20 protein-coding genes are annotated in these 26536 nt (G+C 66.0%); 10 read left to right on the forward strand and 10 right to left on the reverse strand.

Features of this window, described 5'->3' with window-relative positions; all coding sequences use genetic code 11:
• Window positions 1–4: 4 nt before the first annotated feature.
• On the reverse strand, window positions 5–1054 hold the full coding sequence (gene cydB / locus AB0N24_RS19035) for a cytochrome d ubiquinol oxidase subunit II (protein WP_364127538.1): 1050 nt from the start codon (window positions 1052–1054) through the stop codon (window positions 5–7).
• A gap of 18 nt (window positions 1055–1072) precedes the next feature.
• A complete protein-coding gene (locus AB0N24_RS19040) occupies window positions 1073–2674 on the reverse strand; it encodes a cytochrome ubiquinol oxidase subunit I (RefSeq protein WP_364127541.1) in 1602 nt (533 codons plus the stop codon).
• A 271-nt stretch (window positions 2675–2945) separates the two neighbouring features.
• On the opposite strand from AB0N24_RS19040, the gene AB0N24_RS19045 reads away from it, so the two are divergent.
• Together AB0N24_RS19045 and AB0N24_RS19050 are read left to right on the forward strand one after the other, a co-directional pair.
• Complete coding sequence (locus tag AB0N24_RS19045) at window positions 2946–3332, forward strand: BlaI/MecI/CopY family transcriptional regulator (RefSeq protein WP_364127544.1); 387 nt, start codon at window positions 2946–2948, stop codon at window positions 3330–3332.
• A gap of 6 nt (window positions 3333–3338) precedes the next feature.
• On the forward strand, window positions 3339–4355 hold the full coding sequence (locus AB0N24_RS19050; RefSeq protein ID WP_364127547.1) for a M56 family metallopeptidase: 1017 nt from the start codon (window positions 3339–3341) through the stop codon (window positions 4353–4355).
• A 107-nt stretch (window positions 4356–4462) separates the two neighbouring features.
• Here the strand turns inward: AB0N24_RS19050 and AB0N24_RS19055 are convergent, their stop codons facing one another.
• Window positions 4463–6571: a DNA topoisomerase IV subunit B gene (locus AB0N24_RS19055; protein WP_214954909.1), complete on the reverse strand. Its 2109-nt coding sequence runs from the start codon at window positions 6569–6571 to the stop codon at window positions 4463–4465.
• A gap of 257 nt (window positions 6572–6828) precedes the next feature.
• Between AB0N24_RS19055 and AB0N24_RS19060 the strand changes: the two genes are divergently transcribed.
• Window positions 6829–7050, forward strand: a complete 222-nt coding sequence (locus AB0N24_RS19060; RefSeq protein ID WP_104174969.1) for a hypothetical protein — start codon at window positions 6829–6831, stop codon at window positions 7048–7050.
• Between the two features lie 172 nt (window positions 7051–7222).
• Here the strand turns inward: AB0N24_RS19060 and AB0N24_RS19065 are convergent, their stop codons facing one another.
• The 4 genes from AB0N24_RS19065 to AB0N24_RS19080 all read right to left on the reverse strand — a co-directional run bounded on the left by AB0N24_RS19065 (window position 7223) and on the right by AB0N24_RS19080 (window position 12524).
• The gene (locus AB0N24_RS19065; protein ID WP_364127551.1) at window positions 7223–8542 is read right to left on the reverse strand and encodes an RNA polymerase sigma factor; all 1320 of its coding nucleotides are present in this window, start codon (window positions 8540–8542) and stop codon (window positions 7223–7225) included.
• Between the two features lie 307 nt (window positions 8543–8849).
• Window positions 8850–10133 carry a DUF4192 family protein gene (locus AB0N24_RS19070; protein ID WP_364127554.1) on the reverse strand — a complete coding sequence of 428 codons (1284 nt, stop codon included), beginning with the start codon at window positions 10131–10133 and terminating at the stop codon, window positions 8850–8852.
• 70 nt (window positions 10134–10203) lie between these two features.
• Complete coding sequence (locus AB0N24_RS19075) at window positions 10204–11535, reverse strand: MFS transporter (protein WP_364127557.1); 1332 nt, start codon at window positions 11533–11535, stop codon at window positions 10204–10206.
• A gap of 50 nt (window positions 11536–11585) precedes the next feature.
• Window positions 11586–12524: a PAC2 family protein gene (locus AB0N24_RS19080; protein WP_364127560.1), complete on the reverse strand. Its 939-nt coding sequence runs from the start codon at window positions 12522–12524 to the stop codon at window positions 11586–11588.
• Window positions 12525–12881: 357 nt separating this feature from the next.
• On the opposite strand from AB0N24_RS19080, the gene AB0N24_RS19085 reads away from it, so the two are divergent.
• The 4 genes from AB0N24_RS19085 to AB0N24_RS19100 all read left to right on the forward strand — a co-directional run bounded on the left by AB0N24_RS19085 (window position 12882) and on the right by AB0N24_RS19100 (window position 18414).
• Complete coding sequence (locus AB0N24_RS19085) at window positions 12882–14408, forward strand: leucyl aminopeptidase (RefSeq protein WP_364127562.1); 1527 nt, start codon at window positions 12882–12884, stop codon at window positions 14406–14408.
• A gap of 251 nt (window positions 14409–14659) precedes the next feature.
• Window positions 14660–16042, forward strand: a complete 1383-nt coding sequence (gene lpdA, locus AB0N24_RS19090; protein ID WP_364127565.1) for a dihydrolipoyl dehydrogenase — start codon at window positions 14660–14662, stop codon at window positions 16040–16042.
• Between the two features lie 126 nt (window positions 16043–16168).
• Window positions 16169–17914 (forward strand): 2-oxoglutarate dehydrogenase, E2 component, dihydrolipoamide succinyltransferase, encoded by a 1746-nt coding sequence (gene sucB, locus AB0N24_RS19095; protein WP_364127568.1) that lies wholly within the window; start codon window positions 16169–16171, stop codon window positions 17912–17914.
• Between the two features lie 149 nt (window positions 17915–18063).
• Entirely contained in the window at window positions 18064–18414 is a 351-nt protein-coding gene (locus AB0N24_RS19100) for a hypothetical protein (RefSeq protein ID WP_104176324.1), read from the forward strand.
• Window positions 18415–18508: 94 nt separating this feature from the next.
• On the opposite strand, the gene AB0N24_RS19105 is transcribed toward AB0N24_RS19100, so the two are convergent.
• Window positions 18509–18763 (reverse strand): VOC family protein, encoded by a 255-nt coding sequence (locus tag AB0N24_RS19105; protein ID WP_364127609.1) that lies wholly within the window; start codon window positions 18761–18763, stop codon window positions 18509–18511.
• Window positions 18764–18887: 124 nt separating this feature from the next.
• Here AB0N24_RS19105 and AB0N24_RS19110 point away from each other — a divergent pair, with 124 nt between their 5' ends.
• Window positions 18888–19319 (forward strand): OsmC family protein, encoded by a 432-nt coding sequence (locus tag AB0N24_RS19110; protein ID WP_364127573.1) that lies wholly within the window; start codon window positions 18888–18890, stop codon window positions 19317–19319.
• Window positions 19320–19423: 104 nt separating this feature from the next.
• Here the strand turns inward: AB0N24_RS19110 and AB0N24_RS19115 are convergent, their stop codons facing one another.
• Entirely contained in the window at window positions 19424–22990 is a 3567-nt protein-coding gene (locus AB0N24_RS19115) for a S41 family peptidase (RefSeq protein ID WP_364127575.1), read from the reverse strand.
• Window positions 22991–23063: 73 nt separating this feature from the next.
• Between AB0N24_RS19115 and AB0N24_RS19120 the strand changes: the two genes are divergently transcribed.
• On the forward strand, window positions 23064–23972 hold the full coding sequence (locus tag AB0N24_RS19120; RefSeq protein ID WP_364127577.1) for a TIGR01777 family oxidoreductase: 909 nt from the start codon (window positions 23064–23066) through the stop codon (window positions 23970–23972).
• Here the strand turns inward: AB0N24_RS19120 and AB0N24_RS19125 are convergent.
• Window positions 23969–25639 (reverse strand): serine/threonine-protein kinase, encoded by a 1671-nt coding sequence (locus AB0N24_RS19125; RefSeq protein ID WP_364127580.1) that lies wholly within the window; start codon window positions 25637–25639, stop codon window positions 23969–23971. The genes AB0N24_RS19120 and AB0N24_RS19125 overlap by 4 nt on opposite strands.
• 131 nt (window positions 25640–25770) lie before the next feature.
• Between AB0N24_RS19125 and lipB the strand changes: the two genes are divergently transcribed.
• Entirely contained in the window at window positions 25771–26439 is a 669-nt protein-coding gene (gene lipB, locus AB0N24_RS19130; protein ID WP_364127583.1) for a lipoyl(octanoyl) transferase LipB, read from the forward strand.
• The last annotated feature ends 97 nt before the right edge of the window (window positions 26440–26536 follow it).

A 26536-nucleotide genomic window follows, 5' to 3' on the forward strand; every position in this document is an offset into this window, starting at 1 on the left:
GGTCCTAGTCCTTGCGGGCCAGGGCCCTGGCGGCGATGGCAGGCAGGAAGCTGTGGGCTTCCGGAATGTGCGCTGCGCTGACGCGGCGGCGGAACACCCAGTACGTCCAGGCCTGGTAGGCCAGGACAAGCGGCAGTCCAACGCAGGCCACGATGCTCATGAGCCCCAGGGTGTAGTCGGAGGATGAGGCATTGGAAATCGTCAGGTTGAAGTCCGCGCTGATGGTGGAGGGAAGCACCACCGGGAAGGCCGCACCGAAAATCGAGGCGCTGCCGAGGAGCAGGAACGCCCCGAGGGACAGGAACGCCCTCCCCTCCAGCCCGTTCCTGCCGAAGTGCCAGGCGAAGGCCGCAGCCACCACGGCCGCGGCTACTGCTGCGATGGTCCAGGCCTCGCCGCTGAGAAGCTGGACGCTGATGGCCCAGCCGGCGATGGGCAGCAGCAGCACCGGCAGGAGCCGGACAAACCAGCGGCGGGCGCGGTGCCGGATATCGCCGTCAGTTTTCAGGGCCAGGAACGCCAGCGCGTGCAGCAGGGAGAAGCACACCACGGCAAGGCCGCCCAGGACGGCATAGCCGCTGAACCAGGCAAACGGTCCGCCCTCGCGGTCACCGTTGGCGTTGAGCGGAAGCCCGGTGGTGGTCAGGGCAAGCGCTGCGCCGACGCCGAAAGCGGCCACCAGGGATCCGGCCGCGATGGCCCAGTCCCACACCGCCCGCCAGCGGTCCGTGTCCACTTTGCCGCGGTATTCAAAGGCCACGGCACGGAAAATGAGCGCCACGAGGACCAGCAGCAGGGGAAGGTACAGGGCGGAGAACAGGGAGGCGTACCAGAGCGGGAAGGCGGCGAACGTTGCCCCGCCGGCGGTCAGCAGCCAGACCTCGTTGCCGTCCCAGACGGGTCCGATCGTATTGAGCAGGACGCGGCGTTCGGTGTTGTTGCGGGCGAAGAGCTTCATCAGCATGCCGACGCCGAGGTCGAATCCTTCGAGAAAGAGGTATCCCGTCCACAGCACCGCGATGGCGATGAACCAGATGGTGGGCAGCAGTTCCATTGTCGAATTCCTCTGCTCTTAGTAGGCGAATGCCAGGACGTCGTCGGAGTCACCGGGCTTGCCGGTGCCGCCGGGGCCCGGTGTGGCGTCTTCGTTTTCGTCCGCCGGGGCGTGTGCCAGTTCCGGCATGGCGGAAACGACGCCGCCGCGGATGTATTTCACCAGCAGCTTCACCTCCACCACCAGGAGCACGGCGTAGACGGCCGTCAGCACCACCAGCGATGTGAGGAGTTCTCCCGCAGAGACACCAGGCGAGACGGCGGCAGCCGTGAACATGAACACCTGGTCGATGCCGCTCGGATCGGGGTTCGGCGCCACGACGAACGGCTGGCGGCCCATTTCGGTGAAGATCCAGCCGGCAGCGTTGGCTCCGAACGGGGCCAGGATGCCGACGACGGCGAGCCGCATCAGTCCGCGGGACGCCGGCACGGTGCCCTTGCGGGTCGCCCAGAGCGCCACGAGGGCCGCGAGGGCCGCCAGGCCGCCGAACCCGATCATCATCCGGAAACCCCAGTAGGTCACTTCCATGACGGGAACGTACTCGATTTCCTGCCCGGCACGGTCTCCGTAGATGGGGTTGTCCGGGAGGTGGGTACCGTAGTCGGCCTTGTACTGGTCCAGCAGGCTGTTGACGCCCTTCACCTCGGTGGTGAAGTCGCCCTTGGCGAGGAAGGACAGGATCCCGGGCACTTCGATGACCGCCACGATGTCGTCGCAGTTCTTCGAACCGACGTTGCCGACGCTGAGGACCGAGAAGCCGGTGCCGTCGTGGCAGGCTGCTTCCGCCGCGGCCATCTTCATGGGCTGCTGTTCAAACATCAGTTTGCCCTGCAGGTCACCGGTGAGCGCGGTCCCGGCAAAGGAAATCATGGCGACGACGGCGCCGATCCGCAGCGAGGTGATCCAGACTTTGTAGTCAGCCTTGTCCCGGCCGGGGATGTCCGCTTCGCCGGGAATGACCTTGCCGTCGGATCCCACGGTGTCGATGCCGTCATGGCGGCGGCGCCACAGGTGGTACCAGGCAATGCCCAGCAGGAAGCCGCCGGCGACTGCCAGGGCGCCGAAGAGGGTGTGCGGCACTGCCACCAGGGCTGTGTTGTTGGTGAAGACGGCCCAGGCATCTGTCATGACCGGCCGCCCGTTGACCATCTCCACACCGACGGGATGCTGCATCCAACTGTTGGCCACGATGATGAAGTAGGCGGAGAACACTGAGCCGATCACGGCAATCCAGAGGCAGGCCAGGTGAACGCCCCGCTTGAGCTGTTTCCAGCCGAAGATCCACAGGCCCAGGAATGTGGACTCCACGAAGAAGGCCAGGAGTGCCTCGAGCGCCAGCGGCGCCCCGAACACGTCGCCCACGAAGCGGCTGTACTCGCTCCAGGCCATTCCGAACTGGAACTCCTGCACGATGCCGGTGGCAACGCCCATGATGAAGTTGATGAGGAACAGCTTCCCCCAGAACTTGGTCATGCGCAGGTATTCCGGCTTGCCGGTGCGGTACCAGACTGTCTGGATGACTGCCACCACGAGGCCCAGCCCGATGGTCAGCGGCACCATCATGAAGTGGTAGACGGTGGTGATTCCGAATTGCCAGCGTGCGATTTCCAAAGCGTCCAAGGCAGTCCCTACTTTTGGCTAGGCTCTCAACAGTCCAAGTCTTCTACGCAGCGTAGAACATCAACTTCTACAGAGTGTAGAACACTTTCGGCGTGCAGTGTAAACAACAGTTCCATTGGCCGGAGCCGGTGGCAAGGGCGCGACGCGCCGATTGTTCTACCTCATGTAGAAAGAAAATCCAAAAGGAGGTAAATTTAGGACTTAAGTATTCGATCGCTCCGCGACGGCCGTTCCGGTCCCGCGGATCGGACCTTTAAGAAGGATGTACGGCATGGCAAGTCTTGGTGAACTGGAACGGGCAGTGATGGACTTGCTCTGGGCAGGCCAGGAAGCGGCCACTGCCAACACGCTCAGGGACCTCCTGGCGCTGAGCACGCAGGCCCAGGGCGGCACGGCCGGCCACGAGGGCAAGGACCTCGCGGTGACCACCGTCCTGACCGTGCTTTCACGCCTGGAGAAGAAGGGGCTCGTGGAGCGCGAACGCGGCATGCGCCCCCACCGGTACCAGGCAGTGTCCAGCCGGGCGGACCACACGGCCGAACTCATGCATGAAGTGCTGGGCTCCGCGCCGGACCGCGAAGCTGTGCTCGCCCGCTTTATTGGCTCCGTCACCGAAAGTGAAGCCGAAACGCTGCGCAAACTGCTTGGCCACAGCTAACAGCGCATGTTCTGGACCTCATATTTTCTGGCGGTCCTGGCGATAGTCCTGGCGTGGCCGGTGCCTATCCTCCTTTCGCGCGCCCAATGGCCGGCGCGGTCACCCTTTACGGCCATGGTGCTGTGGCAGGCAATCGCCCTCGCCGGCGGCCTGTCCATGATCGGTGCCATGCTGGTCTACGGCCTCGAACCGATCGGCGACAACCTGCTGGCCGGGCTGCGCGGACTGGCCGGCATGGTCCTGTTCAACGCACCCACCACGGCGCTGGGTTTCTGGCACCTTTTCGCGTTGTCGGCCGCGGCGCTCCTGACAGCACATCTCGTCTTTACCCTGCTGCTGACTTACTACCGGATCGAACGGCAGCGCCGGCGGCACCGGGAACTCCTGGCCCTTTTGGCGTCACCGTCCAATGACGGGCCGGGTACGGTGGTCATCAACCATGATTCCCCCGTGGCCTATTGCCTGCCCGGCGGTGCACGGTCGGTAACGGTACTGAGCGACGGCCTGATGGCAGCCCTGGAACCGGCGGAACTGCGGGCGGTGCTCATCCACGAAAACGCCCACCTGAGCCAGCGCCACCACCTTCTGTTGTGGGCTTTCGCGGCATGGCGGCAGGCCCTCCCCTGGCTTCCCACCACGCGCCTCGCCCAGGAAGCGGTCAACTCACTCATCGAGATGCTGGCCGACGACGTCGCCCTCAAGACCGAAAGCAAGGCCACGCTGATCAAGGCCATTGCAATTGTTGCCAGCGGACCGTCCGGGTCGGCGGGCAACCGCGCGGTGCTCCACGGCGCGCTTCCCCTGGTGACAGAAGGAATTGTCACCGACGGAATTGCCGACGGCGGCATCTCGGGCGCGTCCGGCGGCGCGGGTTCGGCCCGGACCACTGCCTCGAGGGTCAGCCGGCTCCTGTCCCCCAAGGAACCGCTGCCGGCCTCGCTGAGGGCCGTGGTTTTGGCCGGTTGCCTGCTGCTGCTGGCCGTCCCCACCGCACTGCTGATTGTCCCGGGGCTCCTGGGATAGCACGGCGGGTAGCCGGCGCGGGGCTGCATCGGGCGCCGGATGCCGGGCGCCGCTAAACCCCGGGGCCCGCGCGGCGACCGGGTCGGGCGCCGCCCGGCGTGCCTGGCTCAGGCGTCGATGCGCTCCCTGTCCAGGCCCGCCGCGCCGGCGATGATGAAGTCCTTGCGCGGTGCGACGTCGGAACCCATCAGCAGGTCGAAGGTTTCCTCTGCGTGCTTGGCGTTTTCGATGCCCACTTTGCGCAGCGTCCGGTGGCGCGGGTCCATGGTGGTCTCCGCGAGCTGCTCGGCGTCCATTTCACCGAGGCCCTTGTAACGCTGGATGGGCTCCTTGTAGCGCTTGCCCTCCTTGGCCAGCCGGGCCAGGAGGACGTGCAGTTCGGCTTCGGAGTAGGTGTAGATCATTTCGTTGGCCTTCTGCCCGGCGTTGATGACTTCCACGCGGTGCAGCGGAGGGACGGCGGCGAATACGCGGCCCTCATCGATCATGGGGCGCATGTAGCGGAAGAAGAGCGTCAGCAGCAGCGTGCGGATGTGCGCGCCGTCAACGTCGGCATCCGTCATGAGGATCACCTTGCCGTAGCGTGCCGCCGCGATGTCGAAGCTGCGGCCGGACCCCGCGCCCACCACCTGGATGAGCGCCGCGCATTCGGCGTTGGAGAGCATGTCCCCCACCGAGGCCTTCTGGACGTTGAGGATCTTGCCGCGGATCGGTAGCAGTGCCTGGAAGTCCGAGGAGCGCGCGAGCTTGGCGGTGCCCAGCGCGGAATCGCCCTCCACGATGAACAGTTCCGAGCGGGCCACGTCATCGGTGCGGCAATCCGCGAGCTTGGTGGGCATGGAGGATGTCTCCAGCGCGTTCTTCCGCCGCTGCGTCTCCTTGTGCACCCGCGCCGATATGCGGGACTTCATCTCGCTGACGATTTTTTCCAGCAGCAGCGCTGACTGGGCCTTGTCATTGCGGTTGGCGGAGCTCAGTTTGGCGTTGATCTCCTTTTCCACCACGCGGGCCACGATGGCCCGGACCGCGGACGTGCCGAGGATCTCCTTGGTCTGCCCTTCGAACTGCGGCTCGGCCAGGCGTACCGTCAGCACCGCTGTCAGCCCCGCGAAGATGTCGTCCTTTTCGATTTTGTCGTTGCCGGCCTTGAGCTTGCGGGCATTGGTTTCCACGGCCTTGCGGAAGGTCTTGACCAGGGCCTGCTCAAAGCCTGACTGGTGGGTTCCGCCCTTGGGAGTGGAGATGATGTTGACGAAGCTGCGCACCGTGCTGTCGTATCCGATGCCCCAGCGCAGGGCGACGTCCACTTCACAGTCGCGCTCCACTTCGGTCAGCTGGCTGTGGCCACGCTCGTCCAGCACCGGAACGGTTTCCTTGAACTTGCCCGAGCCGTGCAGCCGCCAGGTGTCAGTGACCGCAGGATCCGCGGCGAGGAAGTCCACGAACTCGGAAATCCCGCCGTCGTGGTGGAAGATCTCTTCGTGGCCGCCGAGCTCGCCGGGCGTGCCCGGGAGCTTGCGTTGATCGCGGACGGTCAGCTTCAGGCCCGGGATCAAGAAGGACGTCTGCCGCGCCCGTGCCGCCAGTTCGTCATAAGAGAATTTGGCGTCCGGGGTGAAGATCTGGCGGTCCGCCCAGTAGCGGATCCGGGTGCCGGTGACGCCGCGCTTGGCCTTGCCAACGATGTCCAGGACGGAGTCATTAACGAATGGTTCGAACGCCGACGCCGGATCGGACTTGGTCCCCGGGTCTTTGAACCGGCCGGGCTCGCCGCGCCGGAAGGACATCTTGTACGTCTTGCCGCCGCGGTCCACTTCCACGTCCAGCCGGGAGGACAGCGCGTTGACCACTGAAGCGCCGACACCATGCAGGCCGCCGGAGGCCGTGTAGGAGCCGCCGCCAAACTTACCGCCGGCATGCAGCTTGGTGAAGACCACTTCGACGCCCGTGAGCCCGGTCTTGGGCTCCATGTCCACGGGGATGCCGCGGCCGTCGTCGTGGATTTCCACGGAGTTGTCGGCGTGCAGGATGATCTTGATGTCATGGCCGAAACCGGCCAAAGCCTCGTCGACGGAGTTGTCGATGATCTCCCAGAGGCAGTGCATCAGGCCGCGGGAGTCGGTGGAACCGATGTACATGCCCGGGCGCTTGCGGACGGCCTCGAGGCCTTCCAGTACAGACAGGTGCCGGGCGGTGTAATCAGAACTTGGTGCCACGGGTTGTGAACTCCTTCAGTGACGGAACAGCTAAGGCTTTTGACGCTCTTCCTAGGTTAGTCGGCCTTGCCCCGGCGTCCCGCCTGCCACACCTGCCGACGGGTGCGGACGGGCTCACCCGTTACCTTTTCGTAACCGAATTTGCAGGCCTTGATCAATTCTTGCGGATACGCGTACAGCGAACTTGCCCCATCCTTGCGATGGAATTGCTACGAATACTGGTTACATAGAGGTACAGATCTACTAAGGAGGCCGACATGACAACAGCAGTGGCAGACCGCACACTCAATGCACTGGACCGGTGCGATCGTTGCGGAGCTCAGGCATATGTCCGGGTTGTACTCGAGTCCTCCGGCGGTGAGCTGCTCTTCTGCGGCCACCACGCCCGTGCGATCGAGGCAACGCTCAAGCCGTTGAGCTCTGACTGGCACGATGAGACGGGCCGGCTTCACGAGAAGCCGACGGTTTCGGTGGACTAGGCAACTCGCTGACTCAAACAGGGCTCCTCCGCTTCGGAGGGGCCCTGTTCTTTGCCCTTTTCGTTTACCGGCGCTCCGCACATGGGACGCTCCACGCATGGGAAAGGCCCCGCCGCCGGCGGGGCCTTTCCCATGAGTCGATCCGGAACGGCCCGTTGGGGCCGGGCCTTCTTTAGTCCAGGTAGTCGCGCAGGACCTGGGACCGGGACGGGTGCCGCAGCTTGGACATCGTCTTCGATTCGATCTGGCGGATCCGCTCGCGCGTCACTCCGTAGACCTTGCCGATTTCGTCTAAAGTCTTCGGCTGTCCGTCGGTGAGGCCGAACCGCATGGCGACGACGCCGGCTTCGCGTTCGGACAAGGTGTCCAGCACCGAGTGCAGCTGCTCCTGCAGCAAGGTGAAGCTGACAGCGTCGGCGGGAACGACGGCCTCGGAGTCCTCGATGAGGTCACCGAACTCGGAATCGCCGTCCTCACCAAGGGGGGTGTGCAGCGAGATGGGCTCGCGGCCGTACTTCTGGACTTCAACAACCTTCTCAGGGGTCATGTCCAGTTCGAGGGCCAGCTCCTCAGGCGTAGGTTCGCGCCCAAGGTCCTGCAGCATCTGGCGCTGGACGCGCGCCAGCTTGTTGATGACTTCCACCATGTGCACCGGGATGCGGATGGTGCGGGCCTGGTCTGCCATGGCGCGGGTGATGGCCTGGCGGATCCACCAGGTGGCGTAGGTGGAGAACTTGAAGCCCTTAGTGTAGTCGAACTTCTCGACCGCACGGATCAGGCCCAGGTTGCCTTCCTGGATCAGGTCAAGGAACAGCATGCCGCGGCCGGTGTAGCGCTTGGCCAGCGAAACGACGAGACGGAGGTTGGCCTCCAGCAGGTGGTTCTTGGCACGCTTGCCGTCGTGGATGACGAATTCGAGCTCGCGCTTGAGCTTCGGATCCATGGAGCCGTCGTCCGCAGCGATTTTCTCCTCGGCGAACAGGCCCGCCTCAATGCGGAGGGCAAGGTCCACTTCCTGCTCGGCGTTCAGCAGGGCAACCTTGCCGATCTGCTTCAGGTAGTCCTTGACGGGGTCGGCTGTGGCGCCGGCGGACATGACCTGCTGCACCGGGGCGTCGTCGTCATCGGCGTCGGAGTATACGAATCCTGTGCCCGTGGATGCGGCGCCGGTCTTGCTGGCGGCCTCTTCCTCGGTCAGCTCGGACGGATCCGGAGTTACGTCGTCGAGATCCTCATCCAGCTCGTCCTCTGAATCGTCGTCGTCCGACGTGCGGGACTTGCCGGCAGCTTCAGCTGCAGCCTTGGCGCCGGGCTTGGGTCCGCGCTTCTTGGGCTCGGGCTTTGCCGGCGCGCTGCCGTCGGCGGAAGCATCTTTGACAGCCTTATTGGCTGCACGCGTGGCGGCACGCTTGGCGCTCGTCGCCGCCTTCTTCTCCTCAGGGGACAATTCGGCCTGGTCGGCGGGTTCCTTCTTCGCGGAAGACGGGGTCACAGAAAACCTTTCTAGCGGCGGTCTGTGGAATCACCATACGGGCAACACCACTATGACCCTGTCAAGTCCGTGATTCACATCAGGTGCGATCGCGGCCAGCAGAGCCATTAAGTAGAACTGCCGGAGCGGCCGTAATGTTCCCGTTTCCGGGCACCACTACATGCACTTGATTCACGGACCCAACCGGGTCTCGGCATCCATTGTCTCACGGTTTTCCCAATCGCTGCCTCAGGGCGGTGCGCCGGCCGGAATGTTTCGGCCGGACGGCCCGCTTCCCGCCCGGCGGCGCGACGGAGTCCGGCGGTCCCTAGGCCGCATCCGGTGCGAACTTCTGCCAGGCCGCGTCACGGCGCCCGGCCCAGCCGCACAGCGTCCCGCGGCTAACCAGTTCCGAGAGGAGCTCTGCCAGCCGGTAACCGGGATGCGCAGCGACGGCCTGGTCCAACAGCACGTGCGCGAACGAGCCCCTGCCGCGGCACCACTCGATCCAGCCCCGTCCCGTCAGCGATGCCGCGCCGCCCTCTCCCCCGCCGGCCGCACCGAGCTGCAGCAAAACACCCTCCAGGGCCCTCATCCGGTCCCAGCGGGGCGACCGCGGTGCCAGCCCCAGCAGCACATCCCCGTACGCCGGAACAGGGCAGGCAGCATCGTCCGCCGGACCGGCCGACGGCAGCCGCTCCAGCGGAGGGCCCTCCGGCAGCTTCCGCTCAGGCGGTTCAAACGGTGGCGGGACTACGTGCTTGCCGGCGTCGGGATCGAACATCCCGAAGTCCTCGGCTCCCTGCTCCGCGGCCTGACGGCCTGCCGCACTCATCACCAGCACCGCGTCCCGCCAATGGGGGATGCACAGGGAAGCCCGCAGATACCCAGCCAGCTCGGCCGGAAGGCCTGTTCCCGCATCCGCCGCCAGCACTCGCTCCCAGGCGTCCAGAATGGTCGCGAATTGGGAGTGGCTCCCCCGGCGCGGAGCAAACTCCCCGGCCCAATGTTGTTCGGCGTCCGTCACGGACGGGTCGGCGGCCACGTCCGCGGGCAGGGCTGCTGCTGAACATGCAGGATCCTCACCCACGCTGCTGCCGCGGAACACCATCTCGGCGTTGAGCCGGCTGTCCCTGATCTCATCCACGGAACGGCCCGGAAACGGACAGCAGGACGGATCAAGGCAGTACGCGTTCCGCCAGAAGGCCTCGCCGACGTACCAGGCGTCACGGACAGGCCGGCCGGAGGACTCCAGTTCGACCTCGAGGGCGGCCAGCAGGCTCCCCAAAGTCCCCTGCACCGGCGCACCGGCGGGGACATCCCGGGAATCAGGACCCGTACGGCCAGCCCATCCCTCGTCGCTGAAGAGCACCAGGAGGGTGCCGTCGGCGTCATGGTCCGCTTCCAGGTAGTCCCTTACCGTGCGCGAAAACCGCCTCAGCCCGGAATCAGAGTCGAAGCCTGGCAGGTCGACGCGGAGGGTGGCCCCCAGCCGTTTGCCCTGCATGGTCATGGCCACCAGGCTGTTGGCCGGCCAGTAGCCAAGGGAGTGCGGAATGAAGCCCAGTATGTCCTCGGGGCCGGTGATGGTCAGTCGTTCAGGAGGTGTCATGCATCCAGACTGGAACGGCGCGCCGCCCGCCGGCAGAGGGCACTTCGCTTATGTGGACAAAGGCCGGGACCTAGTCCGCGCGACGGCGTTCCAGGTTGCGGCGGCGCTGCTGCGCGAGGGCTTTGAGCAGGGGCGGCACCACAACGCCCTGGGTGGCCATCTGGCGGCGGACCTTCCGGCGGGTGATGATGATGGCTCCCGCGCCGATGCCGATCAGCACGAACTGGACGCTCAGGGCAATCCGGAACGGATCGAGGCCGTACAACTCACCGTGGGAGAAGCCGCTGGCGTGGAGGACGTCGAGCACTACGCCGACGAGGTAGATGGCCACCAGTGCCGCAATGAACCCGCCGACGTTGACGATTCCGGTGGCGGTTCCGATCCGGTGGGCCGGATTGAAGGTGCGGGCAAAGTCGAAGCCGATCATGGAGCCCGGCCCGCCGATGGCCAGAACGACCACCAGCCCGGCGAGCATCCAGAGCGGCGAGCGGCCCGGCATCAGCAGCACGGCGGCCCAGGCCGCCGCGGTGGTGGCGGCAATCAGGAGCACCATGGTGGAGCGCCGCAGCGGATGCCGGGAGACGAACCTGCCAATCAGCGGTCCTGCCGCGATGGCGGCGGCGACGTATATGGCCATGAGTCCGGACACGGTGCCTGTATCGAGGCCCTGCGCGGAAATCAGGAACGGGTAGCCCCAGGTCATGGCAAACACCGTGCCGCTGAACTGGATGGTGAAGTGGCTCCACAGCCCCAGCCGCGTGCCCGGTTGCCGCCAGGCGCTGGAAAGGGAGATGCCGGTGGCCTTCAGCCCCTGGCCTGGTTCCGGGCGCGGGTGTCCGGGCGGCTGGTCCTTCAGCGCGGCCAGTACCAGGACGACGGCGAGCGCGGACATCGCCGCGAGGGTCAGGAACGCGGGGGTCCACCCGGCGGAGTGGAGGATCATCGCGAACGGGACCACGCTGAAGAGCTGCCCGAGCTGGCCCGACATTCCGGTCAGCTGCGTGATGAGCGGTACCCTGGCCGGGGCGAACCACAGGGGTATCAGCCGGATCACGGAAATGAACGTCATAGCGTCGCCGGCACCCACCAGTACGCGGCCGAGCACGCCGCCGGGAATGTTGTCCGCGAAGGCGAGCTGAAGCTGGCCAAGGCCCATCAGGACGGCTCCGCCGGCGATCATGGTCCGCGATCCCAGGCGGTCAACGAGCACCCCCACCGGGATCTGCAGGCCTGCGTAGACGAGGAGCTGCAGCACGGTGAAGAAGGAGATCTCCGCTGCGGTGGCGTGGAACCGTTCCGTCGCCTCGAGCCCCACGACGCCAAACGAAGTGCGCTGGCTGACGGCAACGAGGTACGCGAATATCCCGACGGTCCAGATGAGCCAGGCGCGGGGTGCAGTCACCTACCCATTATGCCTGCGGCAGGAAAAATAGGATTTATTGTCCGGGTTCTTTACGGGCGAGGTTCTTCACGGGCAAGGTAAGCCTCCACGGCTGCACCAAGCTCGTCAGCGTTGGGAAGTTCATCGTTTTCATCTGCGAGCAGCGAACGGCGCACCGTCCCCTCCGCCTTCTCGTCGTAGCGGGTCTCCAGGCGGGACACCACCTGCTGCACGTCCTCGGATGCCTCAAGCTGCTCGGCGATCTGCCGCCCCACCTCCCGGCCGGCCTCACGCAGGCGGTCGGTGGGCAGCATCAGGGAGGTGGCTGCCCCCAGGTACTCCAGGCCGGCCACGGCGGCGTTCGGGTATTCGGCTTCGGCCAGGTAATGCGGGACGTGGATGACGTACCCGACAATATTGCGGCCGGCTTCGGTGAGGCGCAGTTCAAGAATGTGGCCCACGGCCGCGGGAACTTCCACCGTGGGTTTCCAGACGGAAATTCCCTCGATGAGCTCAGGGCGGTTGCCGTGAACGGTAACCCCCACCGGCCGGGTGTGGGGTACCGGCATCGGGATGGAGTGGATCCACGTCACCAGGTTCACGTCCAGGTGCTCGACGATCCGGACGACGGCGCGGGCGAACCGTTCCCACTGGAGGTCGGGTTCGAAGCCGGCCAGGAAGAGGTACGGACTCCCCAGCCCGTCGACCAGCCGGTACAGGGCCAGCTTGGGGGCCTGGTAATCCTGGAGGTGGTCCTCGACGAACGTGACGTGCGGACGGCGCGTACGGTAGTCGATCAGCTGGTCGGCATCGAAGACGGCGACCGGCTCCGAATCGAGGGTGTCCAGCAGTTCGGTGGTGATCTGCTTGACCACGTGGCCGGCGTCGGCGAATCCCGTGAAGCCCATCACCAGATTGAGCCCGCGGAGTGACGGGCTGTCGAACAGCTCGGCGTTGCTCACATAGAGAGCATCGGGGTCCAGCAGGGAGCCGGAAATCCGTTCAAGCACGGCATGTTCCTTTCGAAGTGGCGGCGGGGGCGGGGTGCGTCAGCACCGTAGGGGCGGCAACCCGATAAGCAGATTCAGTGGCACGTGCGCCAAGGCCTCCGCGCAGATCCGCCGGATATTTCTTACAACGCACCGGCCGCCCGAAGCATTCCGCACCGGGCCGTTCCACCGGCGGTGTGTTGCAGGTCTCATGAGATTCAGCGCGGCCCGGGCGGAGAGACTACGATCGGAACTGGCCCTACGGACGGCCTTGCAGACACCGGGTTGCGTCTCAAGCCGACGACGGCCGGTTCCCATGGCGGGGCGCCCAACATGCGCTTCCTGCCGAAAATCACAGAGAATTGAGGACTGATCCTCGTGGTCAAGAATACTGAAATCAAACTTAGCGTCATTGCGCGTGACGTTAAGAAGTCGCCGACGGACGCTCTGGTCATTGGAGTGGCACAGGGGCCCGACGGTCCCGTGCTGCTGGACAACCCGCTGACGGCCAAGTCCGCCGAGGCCATCGCGGAGTCCCTGAAGGTTCTTGGCCTCACCGGCGCGGCCGACCAGGTCCACAGGCTCCCGGGCCTTCCCGAAGCCGGCGCAGCCGTCCTGGTACTGGCCGGAGTCGGCAAGCCGGGTCCCGGACGCAAGCTCTCGGAGGAGGCGCTGCGGCGTGCGGCGGGCTCCGCCGTCCGCCAGCTTGCCGGCCTCACCACCGTGACGCTGGCGCTTCCGACGGCGTCACTCGCCGACGTGGCGGCCATCGCCGAAGGCGCCGCCATGGGTTCCTACTCCTTCACCGAGTACCGCTCCTCCTCCAACGGCCGCAAGGATCCGGTGGAGAATGTGGTGATTTCCACGGACTTCGCTGGAAACAAGGACCTGCAGCCCCTGCTGAACCGTGCCGCCCTGATCGGAAAGGCCGTCAACGCCACCCGCTCGCTGGTGAACCAGCCGCCCAGCCACCTGTTCCCCGAGTCCTTTGCCGATGCCGCCAAGGAACTCTCCAAGGGCTTGCCGGTCAAGGTGACCGTGTGGGACGAGAAGCGCCTCGAAAAGGAGGGCTTCGGCGGGATCATGGGCGTTGGCAAGGGATCCACCAGGCAGCCGCGCCTGGTCAAGGTGGAGTACGCGCCGTCCAAGGCCACCGCCAAGATCGCCCTCGTCGGCAAGGGCATCACCTTTGACACCGGCGGCATTTCCATTAAGCCCGCCCTCGGCATGGGCGACATGAAGAGCGACATGGCGGGCGCCGCCGTCGTGCTTAACACCGTGCTGGCGATCGCAGGCCTCGGTTTGCCCGTCAAAGCCACCGCGTGGCTCTGCATTGCCGAAAACATGCCCTCCGGTGCCGCGCAGCGCCCGGCGGACGTCCTCACCATGTTCGGCGGCAAGACCGTCGAGGTCCTTAATACGGATGCCGAAGGCCGCCTGGTCATGGCGGACGGCATCGTGGCCGCCAGCCAGGAGTACCCGGACGCCATCATCGACGTCGCCACCCTGACCGGTGCGCAGCTGATCGCCCTGGGCAACCGGACCGCCGGAGTTATGGGTTCGGACAGCGTCACCGGCCCGCTGAAGGCTGCGGCTGACCGCGCCGGCGAGTTGGTATGGCCGATGCCCCTGCCGGACGAGCTCCGCGCCAGCATCGATTCCGAGGTGGCGGACCTCGCCAACATCGGTGAGCGCCACGGCGGCATGATGACCGCCGCAGTGTTCCTGCGTGAATTCGTCGGCAAGGGCAAGGACGGCGAGCAGATTCCGTGGGCCCACATCGACATCGCAGGCCCGTCGTTTAATAACGGCGGCCCCTACGGCTACACCCCCAAGCAGGGCACGGGCTGCACTGTCCGCACCCTCGTGGCATATGTCGAAGACGTCCTGGCGGCTTCCGCCTAAGCGCCTGCATGTGTCATACGCGGCTTTGTGGCCGGGTCCATGATCCGTCGGCCACAAAGCCGCGTGACACTCGACACAAGCGCTCCACAAACGCCGTGACAAGGTGGAGCATGGATAAGTGGTTCGCTAAGGTGAACTGCGGTAGTCACAAATGCAAGAGAACCGGCCTGCTGACATAATCACGGCAGAGCAAGTTCCAAGACCAGATGATGCGTACTCTCGTGTCATCGTTCACGCGAGGGAGCGTCTAAGTGGCCGATCAGGCAACTGCGCAAGAATTCGACATCCTGGTACTCGGCGGCGGCAGCGGCGGTTACGCCACAGCCCTCCGCGCTGTTCAGCTTGGCCTCACCGTAGGCCTCGTGGAGAAGGGGAAACTCGGGGGCACCTGCCTGCACAATGGCTGCATCCCCACCAAGGCACTCCTGCACTCCGCCGAGCTCGCCGACCACGCCCGCGACTCCGCGAAGTACGGCGTCAACGTCACCCTGGACAGCATCGACATGAGCGCTGTCAACGCCTACAAAGACGGCATCATCGCCGGCAAGTTCAAGGGCCTGCAGGGCCTGATCAAGTCCAAGGGCATCACCGTCATCGAAGGTGAAGGCAAGCTGCAGGGCACCGACACCGTCGTCGTGAACGGCACTGCCTACAAGGGCAAGAACATCGTCCTCGCCACGGGCTCGTATTCACGCACGCTGCCGGGACTGGAAATCGGCGGCAAGGTCATCACCTCCGACGAAGCACTGACCATGGACTACATCCCCAAGAGCGCGATCATCCTGGGCGGCGGCGTCATCGGCGTCGAGTTCGCCTCGGTCTGGAAGTCCTTCGGCGTGGACGTCACCATCGTTGAAGGCCTGCCCTCGCTGGTCCCCAACGAGGACGCCGCGATCGTCAAGAACTTCGAGCGCGCGTTCAAGAAGCGCGGCATCAAGTTCTCCACCGGCGTCTTCTTCCAGGGCGTTGAGCAGAGCAACGACGGCGTCAAGGTCACCCTCGTCGACGGCAAGACCTTCGAAGCCGAACTGCTCCTCGTGGCCGTCGGCCGCGGACCGGTAACCGCCAACCTTGGCTACGAAGACGCCGGCATCACCATCGACCGCGGCTTCGTCATCACCAACGAACGCCTGCACACCGGCGTCGGCAACGTCTACGCCGTGGGCGACATCGTCCCGGGCGTCCAGCTGGCCCATCGCGGCTACCAGCAGGGCATTTTCGTGGCCGAGGAAATCGCCGGCCTGAAGCCCGTCATCGTCGAAGACGTCAACATCCCCAAGGTCACCTACTCCGAGCCCGAAATCGCCACTGTGGGCTACACGGAGAAGGGCGCCAAGGAAAAGTTCGGTGACGACCAGGTGGAAATCCAAGAGTACAACCTCGCTGGCAACGGCAAGAGCTCCATCCTCGGCACCGGCGGCCTGGTCAAGCTGGTCCGCCAGAAGGACGGCCCCGTGGTGGGCGTCCACATGATCGGCTCCCGTATGGGTGAGCAGATCGGCGAAGCCCAGCTGATCGTGAACTGGGAAGCTTACCCGGAGGACGTGGCACAGCTGCTGCACGCGCACCCGACCCAGAACGAGGCCCTCGGCGAGGCCCACCTTGCCCTCGCGGGCAAAGCCCTCCACGGGTAGTAATTCCGCCCGCACCACCGCAAGAACACTGAGCTTAGTGCACCCGGCATGATCCGCAGGGTGCACTAAGCTCGAACAAGGCAGCAATCATCCGCACTAAAGATCAATAAGGAGAACGGGGACGACATGTCTGAATCCGTTAACTTGCCCGCCCTCGGTGAGAGTGTCACCGAAGGAACCGTCACCCGCTGGCTCAAGCAGGTAGGTGACCGGGTAGAGGTGGACGAGCCGCTGCTCGAGGTTTCCACCGACAAAGTAGACACCGAAATCCCCTCTCCGATTGCTGGCGTGATTGAGGAAATCCTCGTCGCCGAAGATGAGACCGCCGAAGTCGGCGCCCCGCTCGTCCGCATTGGTGACGGCTCCGGTTCGGCCGCTGCTTCCGAAGAAGCAGCTCCCGCCGAGCAGGCGCCGGCCGAAGAAGCACCCGCCGCTGAAGAAGCGCCCTCCACCGAGGCTCCGGCAGCTGCCGAGGCCCCGGCCGCGGAAGCCGCTCCGGCCGCCTCCGGCGAGAGCCACGAAGTTACCCTGCCGGCCCTCGGCGAATCCGTCACCGAAGGCACCGTGACCCGCTGGCTGAAGGCCGTCGGCGACTCCGTCGAGGTTGACGAGCCCCTCCTCGAGGTATCCACCGACAAGGTGGACACCGAGATCCCGTCGCCGGTTGCCGGCACGCTGCAGGAGATCCGCGTCAACGAGGACGAGACCGCCGAAGTTGGTTCCGTTCTTGCCGTCATCGGCTCCGGCGCAGCCGCACCCGCTGCTGCACCCGCCGCACCGGCTCCGAAGCAGGAAGCTCCCGCCGCCGAGGCTCCGAAGCAGGAAGCTCCGGCAGCCGAGGCCAAGGCCGAAGCACCCGCAGCTCCCCAGCAGGAAGCCCCGGCCGCACCGGCTCCGGCACAGGCAGCCGCAGCGGCACCTGCCGCAGAAGCAGCACCGGCCGAGTCCGGCTACGTCACTCCCCTGGTGCGCAAGCTCGCCAACCAGCAGGGCGTGGACATCTCCTCCCTGACCGGCACCGGCGTGGGCGGTCGCATCCGCAAGCAGGACGTGATTGCCGCGGCCGAGGCCAAGGCAGCTCCGGCTCCCGCCGCCGCGGCACCGGCATCCTCCGCAACGACTGCCCCGGTTTCCGCCGCGGCCTCTTCGCTGCGCGGCACCGTGCAGAAGGCACCGCGCATACGCCAGGTCATTGCCCGCCGCATGCGCGAATCCCTGGACATCTCCACCCAGCTGACGCAGGTCCACGAAGTGGACATGACCAAGATTGCCAAGCTGCGCCTCAAGGCAAAGAACTCCTTCCAGGCACAGAACGGCGTAAAGCTGACCTTCCTGCCGTTCATCGCCAAGGCGGTAGCCGAGGCCCTGAAGCAGCACCCGAAGGTGAACGCTGCCTACGACGAAGACAAGCAGGAAATCACCTACCACAACGCCGAGCACCTGGCCATCGCGGTGGACACGGACAAGGGCCTCCTGGTTCCGGTCATCTCCGATGCCGGCAGCCTGAACCTTGCCGGCCTGGCAGGCAAGATCGCCGACGTCGCAGGCCGCACCCGCGACGGCAAGATCGGCCCGGACGAGCTGTCCGGCGGAACGTTCAGCATCACCAACATCGGTTCTGTCGGCGCACTGTTCGACACCCCGATCATCAACCAGCCGCAGGTCGGCATCCTCGGCACCGGCGCGATCGTCAAGCGCCCCGTGGTGGTGGCCGATGAGAACGGTGACGACTCGATCGCCATCCGCTCCATGATGTACCTGTCCCTGACGTACGACCACCGCCTGGTGGACGGCGCTGATGCGGGCCGCTTCCTGCAGACCCTGAAGGCCCGCCTTGAAGAAGGTGCCTTCGAGGCGGATCTGGGGCTTTAAGCCTTAGCGTCGAACAACGGCGGCGGCGCAGGCCCGGCGGGAAACCACCGGATGGCCTGCACCGCCGCCGTTTTTGGTTACCGAATCGTCGCCAAAGCTTCCCGCGGGGCTTACTACGAAGCGTAGAACCCTCTGGCTAGACTGGCCCCATGGACATCGTTTATAACATCATGGTCTTCCTCCACATCGTCGGCGCAGCGATGATTGTCGGCATCTGGATCGGCAACATGAAAAAGCCCACGGTGCACCCCCGCCAGTTCGACGGCGCCGCCCTGCAGCTCATCACCGGCATCGTGATGATGGGGCTCATTCCGGCCCTGGACATGGACGCTAATTACTTCAAGCTCGGCATCAAGTTCGCCATTGCACTGGCTGTCGGCGTGCTGGCCTTCATCGGCCGCCGCAAGTACAAGAAGGATGAGCCGATCAGCAAGGGCCTGGCCCACAGCGTGGGCGGCCTGGCGCTGCTGAACGTGGCTATCGCCACCCTCTGGCAGTAACTGCTTCAACGACCCCGGCGACCAACGACGGCGGCGACGCTCCCGGCCAGGGGGCGTCGCCGTCGTCGTTCCCGCCTCTCGGCTGCGGGGCCGGTCAGTCCCGGGCGATGCAGAATTCGTTGCCTTCGGGTTCATGCATTACGTCCCAGTGGAAGTCGCCGATGTCATGTCCTACCACAAAGACCGCGCCCAGCGATTCAGCATGGGCGCGCAGGCCGTCCGGATCGGGGCCGTGGACATCAAGGTGCAGCCGCCGCCGTCCCGGTGTGGCATCAGGGACCTCCTGGAAGGCCAGCTGCTGAAATGTCAGCGGCCTGCTTCCTGCGGCGTTGGGTTCCCATGGCGCCAGTGTAGACGGTCATAATCCTCTGACAGCGGACAGCCCGTGCGCTGCGGGTCCCGAATCCATAGGATTGATCCGGAAGGTTTGGGCGGAAGCCCGGACCGGATCGAATCTAAGCTGAGGAGTGGATATGGCAGCAACACGCACCGCGCACACCGTATGGAACGGCGACCTGTTCGAGGGGTCCGGCAACACCACGCTGGACAGCTCCGGACTGGGTACCTACGCCGTCACGTGGAAGGCCCGCGCAGAACAGTCCGAAGGGAAGACCAGCCCCGAAGAGCTGATCGCCGCAGCCCACTCGGCCTGCTTCTCCATGGCGTTCAGCCTCGCACTCAGCCAGGCCGGCTTCACTGTTGACGAGGTCCACACCAAGGCCGATGTCACCTTCGTACCGGGCACCGGCATCACCGGCAGCCACCTGACCGTCAACGCCAAGATCCCGGGCATTTCCGAGGAGGACTTCCAGAAGATTGCAGGGGAAGCCAAGGTTGGCTGCCCTGTCTCCGGCGCACTGGCCAGCATCGACATCACCATGGACGCCACACTCGCGGCTTCCTAGGCTTCAGCCGTGCGGCCGCTCCGGCAGCCGCATGGCAAAGGCCCCGTTTCTTCCCTGATGAACAGGGCAGGAAACGGGGCCTTTGTGTCCGGCCGGCGGCCGGCTTAGCCCTGGTTGGTGCGGGCGGGCAGGGGGGCCGGGAGCAGCCGCCGGTAGCCTTCACGCAGCGGCGGCCGGTCCGTGGGAAGTTCCTGGATCATTTCCTTCAGGGCACCGATGCCGTATTCCAGCTGGGGGTCCCTGCCTGCGGCGTAGGCATGCGGCGGGAATGTCACCTCGATGTCCGGGGTCACGCCGAAGTTCTCGACACCCCAGCCCACTCCCCCGCTGAACCAGGTGGCGTAGCGCGGCTGCGTCACTCCGGTTCCGTCCGCGAGGGAGAATCGGTTATCGATGCCCACCACGCCGCCCCAGGTACGGGTGCCGATGACCGGACCGATGCCACGGAGCTTGGACACCTGGGTGATGATGTCCCCGTCCGAACCGGCAAACTCGTCCGTCAGGATCACCACCGGCCCGCGCGGTGCGTGGTGCGGGTAGGTCCGGGGCTTTTCGCCGCGGGGCATGCTCCATCCCGTCACCTTGCGGCCGATGAGCTCGGCAACTAGCTGGGACGTGTGGCCGCCGCGGTTGCGCCGGACATCCACGATCAGGCCGTCCAGTGCTGTCTCGGTGTCAAGGTCGCGGTGGAGCTGCGCCCAGCCGTTCGCCATCATGTCCGGGATGTGCAGGTAGCCGTACGTTCCGCCGGACGCTTCACGCACCGTCCGCCGGTTGCCGGCAACCCACTCCTGGTAGCGGAGCCGCTCCTCGTCCTTGACCGGCACCACGGCAATCCGGCGCTGATCGCCAGCCGCCTCGCCGTGGGCTGCGCCGTTGCGGAGGGTCAGCTCCACGGCCCTTCCCGCCGCACTGACGAGCTGCATCGCAGGAGTCAGTGTTTCCGAAAGTTCCACCCCGTCGATGGCGAGCAGGATGTCCCCGGCCTTGGCGTCCGCTCCCGGCCGGGTCAGCGGGGAGGTTGCGAGGGGATCTGAAGACTCGCCCGCCAGGATGCGGGTGATTTCCCAGCCCGCCCCGGTGAAAGCCAGGTCCGCGCCCAGGCGCCCCTGTCCGTTGCTGCCGTTTTCAGTGACAGCCACCGGACGAACGTACGCGTGGGATGTCCCCAGTTCGCCGTGCAGTTCCCACAAAAGGTCCACGAGGTCGTCATGCGACCCCAGCCGGTCCACGAGGGGACGGTAACGGTGGTGCACTGACTCCCAGTCCTGTCCGGCCATGTCCTCGGTCCAGAAGAAGTCACGCTGGAGCCGCCAGGCTTCGTCAAACGCCTGGCCCCACACGCTCAGCGGATGCATGAGCACACGGATGCGGCTGACATCAACCTTCACCAGTTGGCCGGAGTCCTCGTCGGCCTTGGCGTCGGCAGGAGCCACCCGGATCTGCTTGTCCTGCAGGAAGACCACCTTCCGGCCGTCACCGGACACCCGGTAGCTGTCCAGGGCGTCCACGATGGTGACCGTCTTGCGCTTGGCCATGTCAAAACGCACCAGTCCCGGTGCGGCGTCCTTATCGTCCGTTGTGGCCCGGCCGTCGCCGGTGACGCCGGCGAGTGCGTTGTCCAGCCAGAGCAAAGCGCCGGGCGTAGCCTCAAGGGCCGAATAATTGCCCTGCGGGACCGGGACTCCGATCACGCGGTGAGCCAGTCCTTCAGCATCCACCCGGACAGCCGGCACACCGTCACCGGTTCCGCCGGCCTCGCTCCCCTCGGCGTCCGGGCCGGTTTCACCGTCCGGTCCGTCCACGAGGTCCACCGAGGGGCCAAACGGCGACGGCGTGTCGGCAGCGAGCGCCACCAGGTAGGGCTTGATGGGGCTGGGGAAGGACAGGTCAAAGGAGTGTCCGTCGTAGACGGGGTCAAAACTGCGGTTCGAGAGGAACGCGATGAATTTGCCATCAGGAGTGAAGGACGGCGAGGCGTCGCAGAAGCGTCCGTCCGTGACGTCCACGACCTTGAACCCGGGATCGTCCACCCGGACGATCCTGAGCCGGCTGCGTGAGCCAAAGGAAGTGACCGGCTCTGACCACCCGAGCCAGGCCGAGTCCGGCGACCAGCACAGGCCGTCGATCGTGCCCTCGCCGATGCTGGTGACGAGCTTGATGCTCCCGGTACGGGTATCGGCCAGGTAGACATCGCCAAATGAGGTCCCCACGGCCAGGCTGTGGCCATCCGGGCTGGCCTCCATGGCACTCGCCCGGGTGGATTTGGGGAAATCGACCCTCTTGAGGCGCGTGGCCCCCGCGACGGCCCCGCCGCCTGCGGCGAGGGCCGGATCTGCCGGTGCTCCGCCCGCAACGTCTCCCGCGCCCTCGGCACCCTGTGCTGCGGCAGTGTTTCCGTCGGCTGTGTTTCCGCCAGCGCCGGGAACGGACTCTGGCGCAGAGTCATCCCCCGCAGGCGACTCGACGCCCGGACGGTTCATCCCCGACGCCGGGACGGGCTTGGGCAGCGGCGTTCCCGGCTCCTGCCCGGCTGCTGCCGGCTGGGGTCGTGTGGCCGGCGCGGCCTGCGCACTCGCCACTTGCGGAGCGATTTGGTTAATGTACAGGGCCTCCACGCCGTCATGGTCGGCAACGTAGGCAATGCGGCCCTCGCCCAGCGGCCTCGGCAGGCGGGCACGAACACCCGGTGTGGCCTCCACAACGCGCGACGGTCCGTCCTTGTGGCGGAGCCAGTGGATGGTGCCGTGCGCCTCCACGGCGCTGGAGGACCCGGTGTGGTCCGGAATCACGGCACCAAGGTGACGGGCGGTCTTCAGGAGTGCCGGCCTCCGCCCCTGGGAAGCCGATCCCAGCGAAATGTCGAGCTTGACGGCGTCGGCACCCAGGTCGGGAAGCAGCCAGAGCTCGCCGGCGGATTCGAACACCACGCGCTTACCGTCCGTGGCGGCGTGGCGCACATAGAAATCTTCGTGATCGGTGTGGCGGCGCAGCCCGCTGCCGTTGGGGAGCACCGAGTACAGGTTTCCGTAGCCTTCGTGGTCGGAAAGGAAGGCCACCCGTCCGTCAACCCACATGGGATCCGCCAGGTTGCCGTCCAGCTCCGGGACCAGGCGTTCGAACTCGCCGTTGCCGTCGGCGTCGATCCAGAGCTTGCCGGCGGTTCCGCCGCGGTAGCGCTTCCACCAGGCAGGCTCGCGTGAGAGCACACTGGCCACCACCACGGGGCGCTCATCGCCGATCTCAGGGCCGAACGCCACCGACTCGACCGGTCCGAACGCCAGTTCCTCCGACCAGCCGCCTTCGAGCGGGACGCTGTAGGCATGCGTGTGGCGGCTTTCGGCCTGCCGGAAGGCACTGGTGACGAGGACGTCGCCCGCAGCGGTGAAGCCCTTGACCCGGGTCGAGCTGTGGCCGAAGTACGTCAGCTGCCGGTACCCGCCGCCCTCGACGTCCGCGGTGACAACTTCCGGCGCCGTTCCTTGCACCACAGTCCACACCAGGCGCTTGCCGTCGGGCGTAAAGTGCGGGTTGCGGGCGGGCAACTGAAGGGAGGAAACACGCCAGGCGCGGCCTCCGTCCAGGGGTGCAATCCAGACGTCGTCTTCGGCCACGAAGGTGACCAGATCGCCGTGCAGATGCGGGAAACGAAAGTAGCTCGAAGAGGTCATCGTTCGATCATAGTCAAAGTCGGCGGGCCGGTCGGGAGGTTCCGCGGCCGTGCCGGGCATGGTGAGATGGATCATGCGAATCATCATGGCCGGCGCCTCAGGCCTCATCGGACGCGACCTGTCCGCCCATCTGCGCTCCGGTGGCCACGAAGTCATCCGGCTGGTGCGCAGGGCACCGGCAACGGCCGGCGAATTTCGATGGGACCCTGCGGCCGGGCAGCTTGATCCCGCCCATCTTGAGGGCGCGCACGCCGTCATCAACCTGTCCGGGGCCGGGATCGGCGACCGCCCATGGACCCGGCGACGCATTGATGAGCTGTTCCGTTCAAGGCTGGACCCGACCCGCACCCTGGCAGCGGCGATGGCGAAGCTGGAGCATCCGCCGCAGGTCTTCATCAGCCAGTCAGGTTCCAATTATTATGGTGACCGCGGTACCACCGTGCTTCGCGAGAACTCGCCGAACGGCAGCGGCATCATGGCACGGATCTGCCATGAGTGGGAAGCAGCCGCACACGGGGCCCCGGCAGGCGTCCGTGTTGTCACCCCCCGGACGGGGGTGGTCCTCAGCAGGTCCGGAGGCGCGCTGGGACGGCTGCTGCCTTTGCTCCGGCTGGGCGTCGGCGGCCCGCTGGGAAACGGCAGGCAATGCTGGCCCTGGATGACGCTGCCCGATGTGTCCTCCGCGTTCGGTTTCCTGTTGTCGGCACCGCTGGCCGGCCCGGTCAACCTTTGCGCCCCGGAAACCGCGGACGTCAATGCCCTGATTGCCAGGCTCGCCGGCGCACTCCACCGGCCGGCCCTGTTCCGGGTTCCCGCTCCGGTGCTGCGTCTGGTCATGGGCAAGCTGGCCGATGAACTCCTGCTGGGAAGCCAGCGCATGGAGCCCGCAATGCTGGCCGAGGCCGGATTCACATGGCAGCATCCCTCGCTCGCCCAGGCAGCGGCCTGGGCCACCGGCCGGGACCAGGCGCTCGGCTACTAGCTCGCGGGCAGGATCTCCTGGATCCGCCAGCGCCCGCCGGAACTGATCAGGACCAGGCGTAGCCGCTGCTCCGAAACGGCGGCCTCCGCGGCCATGACAGTTCCACCGGCATCGGTCTCCTGGTAGGCGGAGGTGACCGCCGTGATGGCGACGACGGCCCGCGACTCGGAGCCGTCAGGCTCTGTCTCGGCACGTGTCAGGGTGGTGTCGAAGCCGGCCAGCACATGTCCGGTGTCACGGAGCCGTCCGCTGATCCTGGCGTCGGCCGCGGCTGCCGGTGAATTCTCCAGATTGACCTCGTCCAGGAGTTCGAGTTTCCCTGAGCTGAACGCAGCTGACCGGAGTTGTGCCAGCCCCCGGGCCGCTTCTTCGGGCTTTTGCGACAGCGCCAGCTGCCTGGCATCCGTTTGAACCGGGCCGCCGGCGGTCCCCGGCAGTACATCTTGTGCCGGTCCCTGCGGCGCTTGCACCGATTCCGGGGCGGCTGCCTGCGGTGACCCGGCCAGGAACCACGCGGACGCGATCCCCGTGCAGGCAAGTGCTGCCACCGCAGCGCGGACCCACGGCCGTTTTCCCCCGGCATGCCGGCCCGGGGCGCGGACCTTCCGTTTGACGGGACCGACCAGGCGGCGGCGCCAGGCGCGGACCTTCGCTGCACGGCGGGCGGTGCGTGACGGCGGAAGGTTGCGGCGAGTCAGCAGCTGGGGCAACACCGTGGGGTGAACAGCACCGGCAAGGTCCACCGGGGCGGCGTCCGCGCTTCTATAGATGGCAGCCGCGAATTCCAAGGCCGTAGGCCGTTCCCGCCGGTCCTCCTTCAGGCCCGCTTCCAACGCGGCGGCCAGGGCGGCGGGCACATCCGGGACCACAAGGGACAGCGGCGGACGGCTTGGGCCGCGCTCGGGCGCCTTCCCGGTCAGGCAGTACCAGCCGACGGCCGCAGCCGAGTAGACATCCCGTTCGGGTTGCAGACCCGCCCTCAGGGGGTCTACCGGCGCCGGGTCCAGGAACCCATCAGTACCGGCAGGGAAAGGGACAGCGGCGTCCCCCACCATGCGCGTAATGCCAAGGTCCGCCAGTAGGGGCTTGCCGTGAGCGGTGAACAACACGTTGCCCGGCGCGACATCAGAGTGCATGATGCCCTTGCCGTGCAGGTACCCCAGTGCCTGGGCAACAGGCGTCAGGACCGTTACCGTCTCGCCCACGCCCAACGGACCACGGCAGTTGACGAGTTGGGCGAGGGATCCGCCTGCCGCGTAGTCCATGACCAGCCCCAGGCCGCCGTCGGCTGCCCCGCGGAGCCGGACCACATGGTGCGCCTTCACCAGATGATCATGATCCAGTGTGGAGAGAATCCTCAGTTCACGGCGTATGTTGTCCTCCCTGGCCCGCCGCGCCATACCGGGATCACCTGCGTCGTCCACGGACGGTGACAGGATCTCCGGCGGGTCGAAGCACTTCGCTGCAAACTCCCGGAGAGTCCGTTCCTCGCGGACAAGCCACACGCTGGCGCTACCGCCGCGGCCGAGTTCACGCCCCACCACATAACCGGGAACCTCCGGGGCTGCTCCCGGAGGCAGCCCGCCGAGCACATCGTGGGATGCGGCCCGATCAGGAGGTGCCGCATCGCCGCTGTACGCGCCGCCGTCGTGCTCGAATTTCTCCATACCCAAGGAATAGCGGAATCGGCAGAATCCCGCAGAAGTTATCCACAGGGACTCCCACCCTTCGGCGGTCCTGGGTGAGAGGTTGACCACAGAATCGGGTACCACGGCGGACGGGGTCTAAGCTGGATGCCATGACTCTTGAGTTTTCCACGCTGGGTCTTGCTCCGGATTTCGTTGATTACATGAAGGGCTGGGACGTCCAGCGCGAACTCCATGACAATGTCGTCGCAGCTGAGGCGTCCAGCACAGTCCTGCTCCTCGAGCACGCCGCCGTCTATACGGCCGGCAAGCTCACAGAAGACCACGAACGGCCGTTCGACGGAACACCCGTCGTGGCCGTGGACCGCGGCGGCAAGCTGACGTGGCACGGTCCCGGCCAGTTGGTCGCCTATCCGATCCTCAAGCTTAAGAACCGGTCCGGCATCCGCGATTACGTGGAGCGGCTCGAAGCTGTCATGATCGCGGTCATGGCCGACTACGGCATCAACGCCGAGCGGATCAAGGGACGCGCCGGCGTGTGGATTAAGGCTGACAGCAAGGGACCGGACCGCAAGATTGCCGCGATCGGCATCCGGGTCCTGGACGGGGTCACAATGCACGGCGTCGCCATCAACTGCAACAATGATCTGGCACCGTATGCGCAGATCATTGCCTGCGGCATTACCGACGCCGGCGTCACCACGATGTCGATCGAAGCGGGCAGGAACATCGCACCCGGCGATATCGCGGACCGGTTCGTGGAAGAATTCCGCAAGCATGAAGAAGCACTCGTTTCAAGCCCCGAAGGAGCTCTACTGTGACCCTGGCACCAGAAGGCCGGAAGATGCTGCGCATTGAGCAGCGAAATGCGGCCACCCCGGTGGAACGTAAGCCGGATTGGATTAAAGCCAAGGTCCA

Source organism: Arthrobacter sp. NPDC093128, assembly GCF_040683875.1.
GTDB lineage: Bacteria > Actinomycetota > Actinomycetes > Actinomycetales > Micrococcaceae > Arthrobacter.

Coding starts and splice junctions, on each gene's coding strand:
- AB0N24_RS19115 (WP_364127575.1), bottom strand. CDS start 22,990: ATGACCTCTTCGAGCTACTTTCGTTTCCCGCATCTGCACGGCGATCTG.
- AB0N24_RS19050 (WP_364127547.1), top strand. CDS start 3,339: ATGTTCTGGACCTCATATTTTCTGGCGGTCCTGGCGATAGTCCTGGCG.
- AB0N24_RS19125 (WP_364127580.1), bottom strand. CDS start 25,639: ATGGAGAAATTCGAGCACGACGGCGGCGCGTACAGCGGCGATGCGGCA.
- AB0N24_RS19120 (WP_364127577.1), top strand. CDS start 23,064: ATGCGAATCATCATGGCCGGCGCCTCAGGCCTCATCGGACGCGACCTG.
- AB0N24_RS19060 (WP_104174969.1), top strand. CDS start 6,829: ATGACAACAGCAGTGGCAGACCGCACACTCAATGCACTGGACCGGTGC.
- AB0N24_RS19045 (WP_364127544.1), top strand. CDS start 2,946: ATGGCAAGTCTTGGTGAACTGGAACGGGCAGTGATGGACTTGCTCTGG.
- AB0N24_RS19110 (WP_364127573.1), top strand. CDS start 18,888: ATGGCAGCAACACGCACCGCGCACACCGTATGGAACGGCGACCTGTTC.
- cydB (WP_364127538.1), bottom strand. CDS start 1,054: ATGGAACTGCTGCCCACCATCTGGTTCATCGCCATCGCGGTGCTGTGG.
- lipB (WP_364127583.1), top strand. CDS start 25,771: ATGACTCTTGAGTTTTCCACGCTGGGTCTTGCTCCGGATTTCGTTGAT.
- AB0N24_RS19070 (WP_364127554.1), bottom strand. CDS start 10,133: ATGACACCTCCTGAACGACTGACCATCACCGGCCCCGAGGACATACTG.
- AB0N24_RS19100 (WP_104176324.1), top strand. CDS start 18,064: ATGGACATCGTTTATAACATCATGGTCTTCCTCCACATCGTCGGCGCA.
- sucB (WP_364127568.1), top strand. CDS start 16,169: ATGTCTGAATCCGTTAACTTGCCCGCCCTCGGTGAGAGTGTCACCGAA.